At 53.8% G+C, this 14,904-nt stretch carries 12 protein-coding genes; 4 read left to right on the top strand and 8 right to left on the bottom strand.

Translation table 11 applies throughout. The features are described 5' to 3' along the window. Positions 1-118: 118 nt before the first annotated feature. The 8 genes from guaA to MFFC18_RS11650 all read right to left on the bottom strand — a co-directional run bounded on the left by guaA (position 119) and on the right by MFFC18_RS11650 (position 10,394). A complete protein-coding gene (gene guaA, locus MFFC18_RS11685; RefSeq protein WP_084417119.1) occupies positions 119-1,672 on the bottom strand; it encodes a glutamine-hydrolyzing GMP synthase in 1,554 nt (517 codons plus the stop codon). A gap of 266 nt (positions 1,673-1,938) precedes the next feature. Continuing rightward, positions 1,939-3,057 carry a S41 family peptidase gene (locus MFFC18_RS11680; RefSeq protein ID WP_075084562.1) on the bottom strand — a complete coding sequence of 373 codons (1,119 nt, stop codon included), beginning with the start codon at positions 3,055-3,057 and terminating at the stop codon, positions 1,939-1,941. 97 nt (positions 3,058-3,154) lie between these two features. Beyond that, the gene (gene istB / locus MFFC18_RS11675) at positions 3,155-3,949 is read right to left on the bottom strand and encodes an IS21-like element helper ATPase IstB (protein ID WP_075082382.1); all 795 of its coding nucleotides are present in this window, start codon (positions 3,947-3,949) and stop codon (positions 3,155-3,157) included. A 48-nt stretch (positions 3,950-3,997) separates the two neighbouring features. Continuing rightward, positions 3,998-5,500 (bottom strand): IS21 family transposase, encoded by a 1,503-nt coding sequence (istA, locus tag MFFC18_RS11670; RefSeq protein ID WP_075082383.1) that lies wholly within the window; start codon positions 5,498-5,500, stop codon positions 3,998-4,000. Between the two features lie 609 nt (positions 5,501-6,109). Beyond that, the gene (locus MFFC18_RS11665) at positions 6,110-6,931 is read right to left on the bottom strand and encodes a hypothetical protein (protein WP_075086378.1); all 822 of its coding nucleotides are present in this window, start codon (positions 6,929-6,931) and stop codon (positions 6,110-6,112) included. 214 nt (positions 6,932-7,145) lie between these two features. After that, the gene (locus MFFC18_RS11660; protein WP_075086379.1) at positions 7,146-7,931 is read right to left on the bottom strand and encodes a hypothetical protein; all 786 of its coding nucleotides are present in this window, start codon (positions 7,929-7,931) and stop codon (positions 7,146-7,148) included. Between the two features lie 123 nt (positions 7,932-8,054). Next, entirely contained in the window at positions 8,055-9,662 is a 1,608-nt protein-coding gene (locus tag MFFC18_RS11655; protein ID WP_075086380.1) for an acyl-CoA carboxylase subunit beta, read from the bottom strand. Between the two features lie 12 nt (positions 9,663-9,674). Further along, entirely contained in the window at positions 9,675-10,394 is a 720-nt protein-coding gene (locus MFFC18_RS11650) for an RsmE family RNA methyltransferase (RefSeq protein WP_075086381.1), read from the bottom strand. A 94-nt stretch (positions 10,395-10,488) separates the two neighbouring features. Here MFFC18_RS11650 and MFFC18_RS11645 point away from each other — a divergent pair, with 94 nt between their 5' ends. The 4 genes from MFFC18_RS11645 (at position 10,489) to glgB (ending at position 14,785) form a co-directional block, all read left to right on the top strand. Next, positions 10,489-11,166: a DUF6677 family protein gene (locus tag MFFC18_RS11645; RefSeq protein WP_075086382.1), complete on the top strand. Its 678-nt coding sequence runs from the start codon at positions 10,489-10,491 to the stop codon at positions 11,164-11,166. A gap of 14 nt (positions 11,167-11,180) precedes the next feature. Next, positions 11,181-11,375, top strand: coding sequence for a hypothetical protein (locus MFFC18_RS11640; protein WP_075086544.1), 195 nt, complete (start codon positions 11,181-11,183; stop codon positions 11,373-11,375). Between the two features lie 447 nt (positions 11,376-11,822). Next, on the top strand, positions 11,823-12,503 hold the full coding sequence (locus MFFC18_RS11635) for an RNase H family protein (protein ID WP_157665258.1): 681 nt from the start codon (positions 11,823-11,825) through the stop codon (positions 12,501-12,503). 50 nt (positions 12,504-12,553) lie between these two features. Next, positions 12,554-14,785 carry a 1,4-alpha-glucan branching protein GlgB gene (gene glgB, locus MFFC18_RS11630; protein WP_075086545.1) on the top strand — a complete coding sequence of 744 codons (2,232 nt, stop codon included), beginning with the start codon at positions 12,554-12,556 and terminating at the stop codon, positions 14,783-14,785. The last annotated feature ends 119 nt before the right edge of the window (positions 14,786-14,904 follow it).

Here is a 14,904-nt window from a genome sequence, read left to right as displayed (position 1 = left end):
GTTCGTAGTACCGGCTTTAGCCGGAAGACAGTAAATTTCCGCCTGAAGGCGGCACTACAAACTTCTGAACATGGTTATACAACCGGCTCCTCACACAGGCTGGAAGCCTATGCCACCTCTATTCCCACTCGATCGTCGCGGGCGGTTTTGAGCTAATGTCGTAGCAAACGCGATTGATCCCATTCACTTCATTGATAATCCGCGTCGACATTTTCCCCAGCACCTCGTACGGCAAATGAGTCCAATCCGCGGTCATGAAGTCGTCGGTGTTGACGCAGCGAATCACCAACGCGTTATCGTAAGTCCGCGCGTCGCCCATCACGCCAACGCTTTGCACGGGAAGCAATACCGCGAACAATTGCGAAGTCTCGCGATACAGTCCCGCCGCCATGATCTCCTCAATCACAATCGCATCGGCCTCACGCAGCACTTTCAGTTTCGGTTCCGCGACCTCCCCAAGGCACCGAACCGCCAGGCCGGGACCGGGGAAGGGGTGACGCCAAACCAGATGCTCCGGCAAACCAAGCTCGATGCCCAACCGGCGAACTTCGTCCTTGAACAAATCTCGCAACGGCTCAATCAATTCGAACCCAAGCTCTTCTGGCAATCCTCCGACGTTGTGATGCAGCTTGATCGTCGCCGCCGGGCCGTCCGGAGCCGCACCGCTTTCGATGACGTCCGGATAAAGCGTTCCCTGAGCCAGAAACTTAACGCCGTCGATCGATTCAGATTCCGACTTGAAGCAATCGATGAACATATGCCCAATCCGTCGCCGCTTTTCCTGCGGTTCAGTGATCCCCTTCAGCGTCTCCAGAAAACGATCCTTGCCATCGACGACGTGCAAGTCCGTTTTGAAGTGATTGGTGAACTGTTCGACAACAATGTCGGCTTCGTTCTTCCGCAACAAACCATTGTCCACCAAAATGCAGCTCAACTGCGGCCCGATGGCTTTGTACAGCAGCGCCGCAACGACGGATGAGTCAACGCCGCCGGACAGTCCGCAGATGACGCGATCATCGCCGACGCGTTCGCGAATCGAGGCGATCATTTCGTCGGCAAAATCAGTCAGCTTCCACGTTCCGGTGCAGCCACATGTTTTGTAAAGAAAGTTTCGCAGCAGGACGGAACCGTTTGGCGTATGCGTGACTTCGGGATGAAACTGGAGCCCGTAAACCGGAAGCGATTTGTGTCTGACTGCGGCGAGCGGACAGGTCTCCGTTTTCGCTAGCCCAATGAAGTCGTCGCTGACTTGATGGACTTGATCGCCGTGGCTCATCCAAACCTGGTCTTCCGCCGGAAAACCTTCGAAGATGTCATCAGATTCGATGACCTTGAGCGTGGCTCGGCCGTACTCTCGCGTCGGCGTGCTTTCGACTTTCCCGCCAAGGCTTTCACAGAGCAGTTGCATGCCGTAGCAGATTGCCAGGACGGGGATGCCCATCTCGAAGATGCCGGGATCGCATTTCGGTGCACCGTCGGCGTAGACGCTGTTCGGTCCGCCGGACAGGATCAGTCCGTTGGGGTTGTGCGATTTGATTTGTTCGGGCGTGATGTCGTGCCGAACGATTTCGCAGTAGACGTTTTGTTCGCGGACCCGTCGCGCGATTAGCTGTGCGTACTGAGAGCCAAAATCAAGGACAAGGATACGTTGATCGGAAGTCGAAGTTGCCACCGAATGTTCTCGCTTGTTGAGTCAGACATGCCTCGCGGCCAATCCCTTTGACCGGTCAGAAATGTCGAATCGCAAATTATACGGATTCAGCCGGGAACTTCGAGGGGGAGAGCTTTCGGTTAGCCGGACGCGGATTGTTAAGGCCTCACGCGATGGTTGTTTTCGAATTGGTGAAGTTTTAAACGCGAATGAACGCGAACCCTTTTGCATGGCATTCGCGTCTATTCGCGTAGAACACGCGTTTTGCGACTCCGGCCGTTGGCCGTTTACTTGCGCAATTTCGATGCTGGCTTGATCTTAACTTTGCCTTTTGTGTTCTCAGTTTCGACGTCTTCAGCGAGTGCCTCAACGGCTTTGGCAAGCTGAACGTCTTCGCCTCCCGGTGAATTCCAACTGGGATCATTCCAAATCGCAATGTCCGGTTCGCATCCGTTCAACTCCATGTCTTCACCCGTCGAAGAAAGATACCAGCCTCGTCTTGGCATGCGTACCGACCCGCCGTCGAGGAGCCTGACACTTCCGGTGCTAATCACGCCGCCAGCCGTTCGCATGCCAACCACGCGACCGCGACCCGTTTGCTTCACAGCATGACTGACGATCTCTGCGTTGGAAAAACTGTGCTCGTTACAAAGCATCACGATTGGCTTTGTCCATGAGGCATATACTCGTCGGTCTTGCGGATAGCCTTCGCCACTTCCACGTGACTGGGTAATCGCATGGTGTGGCTGCGTGAGTGCCGTCATCACATGGTCAGCCGTACTGCCGCCGCCGTTGAAGCGTACGTCGATGACCAAGCCTTCTTTTCCGGCGCCGGCGTGATAAAGATCCTCTTCCATTTGCCGGAAGCTTCTGAAGTTCATCCCCTGGATATGTAGATAGCCAAGTTTACCCTCGGAAAGCTCGTCCACTTTGGCACGCGTCTTTTCAACCCACTCATCATAAAGCAGGCGAGCCACGGAAGCGGTTGGCCTCACGGCAACGTCCCGTTCTTCACCGGCAGCTGAACGGACCCGTAACGTGACTTCTTTAGGTTCGTCCATGGTCAACAGCTTCTCCAGATCAACGTTCGGTCCTACTGCAGTACCGTCGATCTCAAGCAAAGTCTCGCCAACCTTGACCAAGCTCCTGGCACGAGCACAGGGGCTGCCTGGAATGACGCTTTCAACGACCAGCCCAGGGCCTTTGCCGCCGAGTTCGAACCGCAGTCCAAGGTGGTAGGTGGTGGGTGACCATTCGTTCTGGGCATCGAAATTGGGAAGCGGATCGCTGCCCCCACGATGTCCCATGTGCGATGCGTTGAGTTCGCCCAGCATCATGTTCATCAGTTCCGAAAACTCGGCAGCTCCCAAACATTCGGCTGCCATCGGTCGGTATTTGGCTCGCATTGTTAACGGCGGTTGAAAAGGGCGGCGCCCGGCGGTCGAAAATGGCGGCGCTAGTTGTAAAAAAAGATGAGGGTAGTGTCAGCCCGTGTTGTTGATATTAAGCGGTCTTCTTTTTGGCCTTTTGAGCCTTTCCAGATCGTCGCTTTGCGTCCTTGAGTCGGTAACTTTCGCCTTTGGTTTCGATGATGTGGCAGCGATGCGTCAGGCGATCAAGGGCCGCTCCGGTGAGCCGTTGGTTGCCAAGAACTTCAGGCCAATTCTCAAACGGTAAATTGGTCGTCACGATGATGCTATTTCGCTCGTAAGCCGTTGCGATGACGTCGAACAACAGCTCGGCTCCAGCTTTGCTTGCCGGCACGTAGCCCAGTTCGTCGAGCACCAGCAAGTCCAGTTTGGCGAGCTGATTTCGGATTCGCAAGAGCTGTCGTTCCTCTTTGGCCTCAAGCAAGCAAGTGATCAGCTCCGTCACGCGCCAGAAACGAACGCGTTTGCCTTGGGAACACGCATTGATCGCCAGCGAAATCGCCAAGTGAGATTTTCCGGTTCCGCTGGGGCCAACGAGCAGGATATTCTCCCGCGAACCCAGATAGTCACCGGCAGCAAGCTGTGCAACGAGCGGCTTGTTGACCGTGGGCTGGGCGGAGAAGTCGAATTGGTCAAGCGTTTTATGCGCCGGAAAGCGAGCCGCTTTGAGTCGTCGCTCGGCCGACTTACGTTCCCTTTCGATCAGTTCACGTTCGGTTAACTTCAGCAGATAAGCCAGGTGATCCTGATTGTCTCTGGCGGCTTGCTCAGCAAGCGAATCGCACTCGCTGGCCATCGTCGGCAGCCGCAGCTGTTTGAGGTGATGCTTTACCAGTACGGTGGCTTTGGTTTCTCGTTTATTGGTCATCGTAAGTAACTCCTTGAAGGTTATAAAAGTAATCTAGTGGGCATGACATCAGCGAGCACTCAGCAGCGCCGCGTAAGCCGAAACGTCTGTCGTTTCGACGTTGAACGTTTTTAGTTGAGGCCGGCCATCGAGTGAGAACAGCTCGGCCGGTCTCTCTTGCCGGTGCTCAAGGATGACGCGAATGCTGCTGGGATCGATCACATCGATATCCAACGCGTACTCAACGGCATCGGTCAATTGAGAAAGCGAGCGACGTTCCAGTAGTCTCAAGACTCGGATGTAGAATCGTGTTCCATGCTTCTCGTCGGATGCTTCGAGTCGCCTGCGCAGAATCCCAAAGCACTTCGGCAGTTGCCATTGATCAACGGGCTTGGCGAAGTCCAAACCACCCGGCTTTCGTTCTAAAAGGCGGAGATAATGGATCGGTTGGTAGAAGAACTGTTCCTTCTCCCAACAGCGGCGGTGCCTCGCGATGAGCCTGTCGCCAAACACAAATCGAACTTCGTCGACCGCGGCCACGACGGTCACCTTGCGATGCGCGTACTTCGTAGGAACCGAATACGAGTTGCGATCGAAGCGAACCAACGACTGTGAGCTGACGGCGGCCTGTGTGATGCGGCGAGCTTCAAACGCACGGGCCGGCAAACCGAGAAACGCACTGCGTTCTTCTTCCAGAAGTAAACGCTTGTTGGTTGACTTGCCGCGGCTTTGCTTCTCAAGGTCAGCGTGGCACTGAGCAAGTAACTTCTCATTGAGTTCTTCGAGAGAATCGACGACTGGAACAGGAACCAGAAAGTTGCCACGTGCGTACTCAACAAGTCTCTCAACGTGGCCTTTTTCATTGGGACGCCGCACCAGACAAAAGTGTTCGGCGAACAGGTAATGGCTTTGTAGACGCAGGAATTCGCGAGTCAACTTGCGATCTCGGCTCCCGAGAATCTTGGCGATCGCGACCTTGCTGTTGTCGTACGAGATTCGCCACGGCACGCCACCGAAGAATTCAAACGCACGGGCGTGGCCCTCTTGAAATGACTCAGTGCATTCGCGATGAAAGACTTGGCAGAAGACCGCTCCGCTGTACGGCAGCGTGAGCACAAAGATCGCGACTTTAACTGGTTCGGTGTGGCCACGAATGGAAACTTTCGCAAAGCCCCAATCCATCTGGGCTTCGCCGGGACGATGAGTTAGTGGCAGAAAGACTTCTTTCTGAGAATGCTTCCACTCGCGAACCGCGTCTTTAACGATCGTGTAGCCGCCAGTGAATTCGTGCTCGTCGCGCAGACGCTCAAAGATTCGCTTGGCCGAGTGGCGTTGCTTGCGAGGCGCTTTCTGATCGGCTGTAAGGATCTCGGCGATGATTGGCAGGAAGGCTTCGATCTTCGGCTTGGGACGAGCCTGTTTCTGCTGGTAGCCCGGCGGCTCTTCAAGAGAGAGAATCTTGTCGAGGGTGTGCCACCCAATCTTGTACTTCTTTACAGCACCGCGTTTGCTCAGGCCTTCTACAAGAACCTGACGGCGGACTTCCGTCCAAAACTCCATATCTACGTGCAATCTGGCACTCCGATGACGGTAAAGATATCGAACTAAAGTTCGATAGCCTCAAAAGTCAACGAAATACGTCTCGGCGCGCCGCCATTTTGGAACGCCCCTCAAATCCGCCGGGCGCCGCTCTTTTCGACCGCCGTTAACAAACAACTTGCTCAGAAGAAAAGGGGAAAGAAATCCGTGTAGTTCCGCAGCCTCCAAATCAGCCGTTGAATTGCAGGTGTAAGTATTCGCAGTGCAGAAGCATCCCAAGGCTGGCCAAGAAGCCAATTCCTGTTCGTTTTCATTGGCAAAGCTGGAGCATATGGCTAGAGAAGTAATCGCAAGAAACGTTGAAACTTTTATCGCATTCAAAATACTGCCTCGGTGAATATTCTTCGTTACTCGCCAAAGCTGTTTTTAGACGAGAGAAAAGGTACCGCGGACCCCAAAAAGTCGCTCCGATTTCAAGTGCGCGTTTCGAGCGGCCCTGTCGGGCCGGAGTAGCTATCTGGACCTGTCCCTGTTTTCGTTCTTTGCCTCCCTTCACGGCATAGCGCAAATGAATCAAAATCTCCTGACACGAATGACACCTTATTCTCTGACTGCAAGCTTCGCGTGAGCATGACAGCCATGCTATTGGTCCTTGAAATCTAATTGCTGCTGCAATTGATTTAATGGTAACGAATCCCGATACAGATCAAAAGTTTCAACAGAAATCAGTTCGGCCAGTTTGTCTTTCTGAGTCTCTGTGAGAGATCCATCGGTCACCTTGAAGGCATCTTTCTTTTTGGCTGCAATGAACTCCTCAATTTCGTCAGCAATTTGCTGACTTTTCTGTCGAATAGCCTTGCGTTGAGCTTCTGAAAGACCAAGTTCCTCACCAATCTCTGTACTCAACAGAATTTTCGCGAGACCGCGTTTAGCGTCGTTCCATCGGTTAAGTTTAGAAATCTGCTCCGGAAGCAACACTTCATTCACGTTGCGAAACAATCCAACCATCAACTCAGTCTTCGCTGATTTGAAGGAGTCTGGATCTGAAATGTTAACCTGAATGTTTTCCAGATTTGATGAGTAGTTGTCAGCCAATTCTTCTAGTTCAGTAATCTGCTCAGGGATGAACCCATGCTTAAGCAGGAAGTCCCGCTGATCGACAATCGAGTCGATTATCGTAAATGTGTCTGAGAGCCTTCTCACTGCCAGTGAGCTTCCAGTTTTTTCACGTTTTTCCTGGGCTTCTTGTTGCTCGACGCGTCTAAAGTCGCTTGGTGAAGGTAACGAAAACTTCTCTGTCCCTTCAGCGAAATGTTCGATCACAATTCCGCCATTCGAATCAACAGTTTTCCGCGTCACTGTTCCATCACCAGATGTTACTTCTTCTTGCAGCTGTGCGAAGCTCGCACCTACAAGAAGAAATGGCAGCAGCAACGCCAGAATAGAGAATCGATTGTCTTTCATCTTTTCCTCTACTTTCTATTTATTGGCACCATCGGATGCTCAACATCCATCTCACCGTCGCCATTACAATCGCCTTTCGTGACTGTAAATTTGTGGGGGGGGGATCGGTGTGTAAAAGGATTTTTGCCAGCTTCACCAGTTTCTGTCGGCTCGGAAAACTTCACGTCCATTGTGACAGCAAAATCAACCAGAGGCTCGTGACACGAATGGCACCTTATTCGTTGACTTCGAATTCCGTATCCGCGTCCAAGTCATCAATACTCATCTTTTTCAACTGTCTCTCAACGTCGATTTTCCGCAATTGCTCTTTCGTCAAAACGTCTTCACATGCTGATCGCAATTCATCTCTACAGCGTTCCAGAATTAATTGCTGCTCAGCCAACGCAGCTTTCACAGCCTCATTCGCTCGCTTGCATCTCTCAATGATCTTATTCCGCTGATCTGCTGTGATCTCCATCTTGTCCGCGTAGTCAGTGGTCAACAGCGGCGTTATCAATCTCGTGCCGCTGAATTTGCGAGCAAGGGACTGCTTCTGATCAGGCAAAAGAGTATCGGAAACTAGCAACAAGCATTTGGTACGAATAGCAGGAACTTCTTTTGGTTCAGCATCAGCAACTTGTGAACGAAAGCTATCAATAATCTCAAGCAAATCCGACCTTTGCTTGTCCAACAGCTCAGGTTGGCAGAAGAGCTCGATGTCTTCAATGGAAAGCGATGTAAGAATTTTTGAAAGGCCACTTGTTCGCATTCTGTGAACCAGAATCTTTTCGTCTATTAATTCAAGCTCTCTTTCGGCGAAGCTTCCTGGAATCGGGACCAATTCGTTGTGTACCCTCCCATCCTCACCTACACCAGATACGCGAATCCAACCTGATTCATCGGGCGGCACACGCCTAAGGTTTGAGATTTTCAGGGGTTGCGAGAATGAATCCTGAATCTCTTGACCGTATATGTTGCTGCCGAAGAAAGTTAGTATGAAAATACCAGCTACGATTCTCATGACGTTTCCTTTTTGGTGGGTTTGAAAGAACGACAGACCCGGCTTCTACCTGAGAAGCCGGACCAATCGGCATCAAAACTAGTCATTAAATTTCGAAAAGGAGCGGAAAAATTTACGACATCCTCAAACCTGCAGCACCCCTGTTCGGAACGGTTCGTCATCGGCGTGTTGTGTCACGGCTTCCAAAGCAGAAATCAAGACGTCGCGTGTATCTTCCGGATTAATAATCCCGTCCACCCACAGGCGGCTGGCGGCGTGGCGGATGTCGGTGGTTTCGTCGTAGCTGCTTTCGACTTTCTCGCGCAACGCTTCCATCTCCTCGGCGTCGGGCTCGTTGCCGGCGCGGCGCATGGCGGCGATCGTGATGTCCAAAATCGTCTTGGCAGCCGTCTTGCCTCCCATCACCGCGTAACGAGCGTTTGGCCAGGCGAAAATGAAACGAGGATCAAAGGCCTTGCCGCACATCGCGTAGTTCCCTGCCCCGTAGCTGCCGCCGGTGATGACCGTGATCTTCGGAACGCGACTGTTGGAGATCGCGTTAACGACTTTGGCCCCAGCGCGAATGATCCCGGCTTGCTCGCTGTCGCGACCGACCATGAAACCCATCACGTCCTGCAGGAAAATGATCGGCGTCCAGGTCTGGTTGCAGTCCATGATGAAACGGGCTTCCTTGTCCGCGCTGTCGTGATAGATCACGCCGCCCATCTGCAAACCTTCCTTGGCGGACTTCACCACGTTCCGCTGGTTGGCAATGATGCCGACGCGATAGCCGCCGATGCGAGCGTAAGCACAGACCACCGTCTGACCGTAGTCGGCTTTGAATTCGACCAGCGAGTCGGCGTCGATGATGAAGCGAATCATGTCGCGGACGTCAAAACGTTCTTGCGGGTCAAACGGGACGTCGTCGCAGATGTTGGCCGTTGGTTTTTCCGGCGACGTCGCGTCCGCCGAATCGCGAGCGTATTCTTTGGCCTCGGTATCGACCGGCAGGGCCTTCATCAATTGCTTGACTCGCGCGATCGCGGCATCGTCGTCGGGTTCGCGGAAGTCGATGGTGCCGGAGATTTCGGAATGCATTGCCGCGCCGCCGAGGTCTTCGGAGGTGACTTCCTGGCCGATGGCGGATTTCACCAACGCCGGGCCGGCCAGATACAGCCCGCTGCCTTCGGTCATCACCAGTTTGTCGCAGAGCACCGGAAGGTAGCCGCCTCCCGCGACGCAGTTGCCCATGATCGCGGCGATCTGCGGGATCCCCATGGCACTGATCACGGCGTTGTTGCGGAAGATGCGTCCGAAGTCGTCCTCGTCGGGAAAGATCTCGTCTTGCAGCGGCAGAAAAACGCCGGCTGAATCGACCAGATACAACAGCGGCAGATGGCATCGCATGGCGATCCGCTGGGCACGCAGGACTTTCTTGCAAGTCATCGGGAAGAAGGCACCGGCTTTGATGGTCGCGTCGTTGGCGATGATCATCACGCTGCGGTTTTCAATTTTGCCGATGCCGCAGACGACGCTGGCGGAAATCGAACCGCCCCATTCCTGGTACATCTCCCACGCGGCCCAGCGTCCGATTTCCAGGAAGCCATCGGGATCGTCCAGCAGCGCGGCGATGCGCTCGCGCGCCGTCATGCGACCTTTGGCGTGTTGCCGGTCGATGGATTTCTGTCCGCCGCCAAGCTCGATCTGTTGGCTTTGCGTTTCCAGTTCAGCAATTCGTTCGGACCAACTCATGGGCGCAACCTGTTACGAAAGAGATCTTTTAAACTTTGCCTGGCGGGCGATCGCCACCGCGGCTGCAGCAGCCGTTTCGATTCGCAGCACGTTGGGACTGAAGCAGACGGGCGTCCAGTCGCTGTCGCGCAGGCTTTGGTTTTCCGCATCGGTGAATCCGCCTTCGGGACCGACTGCGATCACACAGGCATCGGGCTGCAGCAATAAATCATGACGCGTCGCGTACGGATCAGCAACCAGCCGACTGCCGTCGAAGTCCGCGAAGGACCCGATCAGCGACTCGACCGTTTCCTGCCCGCCGACTTTCATCAGCCAGCTGCGGCGACACTGTTTGCTGGCCTCGACGACCTGTTTTTCGATTCGCTCGATGACTTTCGGGCTGGCTTCGGCGACGCTGCGGCTGGTTTTCAGCGGCACGAATTGGTTGCAGCCCAGTTCGACCATCTTCTCGATCAGGAACTTTTGCCGATCGCCTTTGGGCAGAGCGCAGGCCACGATGATTTCCGGATCGTTGGGATCGGCCACGAATTCCGTTGAATCGATCGCCAGGGAAACGCTCTTTTTTGAAACGTCGGCGATGGTGGCGTGGTATTCATTCCCACAGCCATCGAACAGAACGATTTGGTCTCCGGGCTTGGCTCGCATGACCCGGACCAGATGATGGGCCTGATCGTCGCCGAGCGTGACTTTGTTTTCACGGACCGGTTGGCTCAAGAAGAAACGTTCTGCCATGAAATCGTAGAGCCGGACGGGGGATTGATCTGTTCAAAGCTTACTCGATCAGGGTAAAATTGCCCCGACACCGACTTTGAACTCGAACGCAAATATGCCTGAAATAGTTTACACACCGCCCGAAGGCGAACCAGTCCACGTAAACCTCAAAGACCAATACTGGTCTGCGTTTCTCGCGTGGTTGCTGCCCGGAGCGGGTCACTTTTATCAGGGGCGATATGCGAAAGGCATGCTGTTCATGGTATGCATTCTGTCGACGTTTCTGGTCGGCCTGGGACTGGGGCGTGGTCGCTGCGTCTATGCGACGGACTCGGAAGGGAAACTGAACTATTACTATATCGGTCAGTTTGGCGTCGGGTTGCCGGCGTTACCTGCGGTGGTTCAGTCGATCAAGACTTCCGACGGCGGCGATCCTTTCTTTGAGCTTTGCGAGCGTTTCCCGGGTGACTATGCGGCGACGGATTTACGCTTTCACAAGATCGATCGTGATCGCGACGGTGAGCGGGAATCGGACATTCCGCGGTCGAGGACTTTGAAGGACGGATTGATGGCGCCGCCTGCCGGCCCGATTAACGAAAACGTTCCGGACACGCTCGCGATGTGGCATTTCGACTACAAGCACATGTTTGAGATGGGAGTGCTGTATACCTTCGTGGCGGGGTTGCTGAATATTCTGGCGATCTACGATGCGTTTTGTGGTCCGGCGATCGTGACCGCGGCGCAGCGGGAAGAGATGGACAGACGCAAGAACAAGAAGAAGGGTTCGCTATGATTCCGGTTGCCACCATGATTTTGTTTTCCACGATTGCGAAGATCTGGTATTCGCTGCCTTTGATTGCGGTCGTGAGTCTGTGTTACGGTGCGACTCGGCATGAGCATTTGCGCGAGATCGCGATCCACGCCATTCGAACTTGCATTTGGGTGCTGGGTTTTATGGCGTTGATCTTTCTGGTCGTCGTGCTGTCGGGTTACTGGATTTAGATTTCGTTTCAGAACCAGGCGCTGTTTGGTAAATGTGAGCGGCAAGGCGCTAGCCGCCGGCATAAGTCGGTACAAGCCGGTATAACTCGGTATAAGCCGGCGAGCAACGAACCTGTAGTGAGCGGCAAGGCGCTAGCCGCCGTTATTCGCGCTGCAACAAAACGACGGCTAGCGCCTTGTCGCTCACCAAGGACAGGCACACAGTGGTGACCACTGTGCTACGTATGTAACCAATGCGACGCGGTCCGGTTAAGCGACTCAAAACGGTTGGGCGAATTGCGGTTTGACCTTTCCGGTCAGAAAAAGAAATACTTCTGAAGAAGCTTAAGAAGTCAGTTGAACTCTGACGATGTCGGGAGCATCAACGCAAAGCATTGAGGCTCTTGCAAACTTACTCGCGACATGGATGGTGCACCCCATGAGCCTGACTTTTCTCAGGTCGTCGCAATGCCAACAACCGCTCCCCACTATTTGTTACTTACCGAGACCGACGATCGTTCTGCTGACAACCACGGCGGACGCTGGCGTTTCGTGCTCGAATCCATGACAAGCGATGACGATCGCATCGAAGTGTCGGAACGCGAATCCGACATCAAGGGGGAGCGGTTACAACTATTGGCCGTCGTGAGAGGGGTTGAAGCACTCGAACAACCATCCCGCCTGACTCTGATCACCAGCAGTGCTTACGTCGGCAAAAGAATCCGCAAAGGTTTCGACCGCTGGATCGAAAACGAGTGGCGATGGGAACGCTTCGGCGCGTTAAAGCCAATTAAAGATGCTGACCTCTGGAAGCGGATCCATGCCGCGACATTGATCCACAAAATCGAGTGCCGGTTATGGCAGTTCGGAACGCAGCGCCGCACGGTTGAGCCGCAAAACGCCGAAATGAATAGCTGGACACGTATCGACGACAACCACTCGACGCCACGTCGACCCTTCGGACCGGTTGAGTTTGAGAATAATCGCAACACGGTACGACAGCCTGAACTGGCCACCGCAAGCCACGGGACTTATCACGAGCCCCGCTTTGTGGCCACGAAAACGGGCTGGACTCGCGTGACCGAAATTGACCCTGACACGAATCAACCCCTTCAGTTCCCGCAAGCGTTTGGTGAAACAGCGCATTGAAAATCAGGGATTGCGAACTGCCAAATTTTGAACTTTCACGGATGAAAACGATGCCAGCTTTGGATATTGGCGCATTCAAAAATATAATTGACGGCAAGCACACGAACCCGAATGCGATTCTTGGTCCGATCCGCCTGGACGGGCCAAGGACACGCGAGAAAATTCGCGAAAATCCGCATCACACCACGACGATACGGGCCTTTCTGCCTGACGCCGACAAGGCGTGGATTAGCACCGAATCAGGCACCGTGACGCAGCAGATGCAACCGATAAGCCAATGCGGTCTTTTCGAAGTCTCCTGTGAGACAGACCTGTTTCAGGTAGACTCAGGGCGCTACAAAATTCAGTTTTCCGATGGCAAACAAAAGATGAGCATCCACGATCCCTACGCCTTCGAGCCCCTCCTTTCGGATCTCGACCTGCACCTTTTTAACGAAGGCACGCACTTCAAAATCTACGAACGTCTTGGCGCGCACCCTCGAGAGATCGACGGCATCCATGGCATCAACTTTGCCGTCTGGGCGCCGAACGCGCAGGGCGTCAGCGTCATTGGCGATTTCAATGAATGGGACGGTCGCCGACACGCAATGCGGAAGCAGATCCCCAGCGGCATTTGGGAGATCTTTGTCCCAGAACTTGGCGTCGACGAAGTCTACAAATTTCGCGTCACCGATTGCCATGGGACTCAGGTCGAAAAGTCGGACCCGTTCGGTTACTTTGCCGAGGTTCCTCCGAAGACTGCTTCGATCGTCAAAGATCTTTCCGGCTATCAGTGGAACGACGATGACTGGATGAAGCAGCGGGCAGAATCCAATCAGCTTGAGAAACCAATTTCGGTTTACGAGATTCATCCCGGTAGTTGGAAGACAAAGAACGGACAGCCAAACGGTTGGATGAACTATCGCGATCTGGCTCACGACCTGGTCGAATACTGTTTGGAGCTTGGGTTCACGCACGTTGAATTGATGCCGATCACAGAGCATCCTTACACCGGAAGCTGGGGCTATCAAACGGTCGGCTATTTCGCACCAACGAGCCGTTACGGCGACACCGACGACTTTATGTACTTCGTGGACTATCTCCACCAGAATGGTCTGGGCGTGATCGTCGACTGGGTTCCGGCTCACTTTCCCAAAGACGGACATGGACTTGCGAAGTTCGATGGGACGGCATTGTTCGAGCACGCGGATCCGCGGCAGGGCGAACATCCGGATTGGGACACGCTGATTTTCAATTACAAGCGAACGGAAGTTTCGAACTTCCTGATCGCGAATGCGATGTTCTGGCTGGAGAAGTATCACATTGACGGATTGCGTGTCGATGCGGTGGCGTCGATGTTGTATCTGGATTACAGCCGCAAAGACGGCGAGTGGGTTCCGAACGAGTACGGTGGCCGTGAAAATCTTGGAGCCATCGATTTCCTGAAACGGCTCAACACGCATGTCCATGAAGATTTTCCTGGCGTGCTGACGATCGCAGAAGAATCAACGGCCTTTGGTGGCGTCTCGCGACCGGTCAAAGATGGCGGTTTGGGTTTCAGCATCAAGTGGAACATGGGCTGGATGAATGATTCGCTGCGGTATTTCCAAAAGGAGCCGATCCATCGGAAGTACCATCACGACGAACTGACTTTCAGTTTGATCTACGCGTTCTCTGAAAACTTCATGCTGCCGTTTTCTCACGATGAAGTCGTGCACGGCAAAGGTGCGTTGCTGGATCAGATGCCCGGCGACATTTGGCAAAAGTTCGCCAACTTGCGCTTGCTGTATTCCTACATGTGGGCTCACCCTGGCAAGAAGCTGATGTTCATGGGATGCGAGTGGGGCCAGTGGAATGAGTGGAGTTGCGATTCCGGTTTGCAATGGGATCTGTTGCAATGGGAAAGTCACGAAGGGGTACAGCGGATGGTCGGAGACCTGAACCGTTTGTACCGTGAACAGCCGGCGCTGTACGAACTTGATTTCGACGGCAATGGTTTCGAGTGGATTGATTGCATGAATCGCGACGCGAGTGTGCTGGCGTGGATGCGAAAGGCGAAGGACCCGAATGATTTCGTGATCGTCTGCGGAAACTTCACGCCGTACGTGCACAGTAATTATCGCGTTGGCGTTCCGGGACCTGGAATCTACAAGTCAATCTTCAACAGCGACAGCAAGTTTTACTCGGGGACCAATGTTGGCGTCGGGGAAGTCGTTGCGGAAGAAGTTGAGGCGCAAGGCAAATCGTGGTCGATCGCGATTGATTTCCCGCCTTTGGCAACGGTGATGTACAAACGCGATTAGGTTGGTGTTTTAGTCGCGTGGTTTCTGCAGCGGTTTGGTGCGTGGCATAGGCTTCCAGCCTGTGACTGCATGGGCGGTGCTGGCTGCTGATTGATTGCCTTTGCACCATAAAATTGGTG

This window comes from Mariniblastus fucicola, assembly GCF_008087665.1.
GTDB classification, from domain to species: Bacteria; Planctomycetota; Planctomycetia; order Pirellulales; family Pirellulaceae; genus Mariniblastus; species Mariniblastus fucicola.
This window is presented reverse-complemented; position numbering and strand designations above follow the sequence as displayed.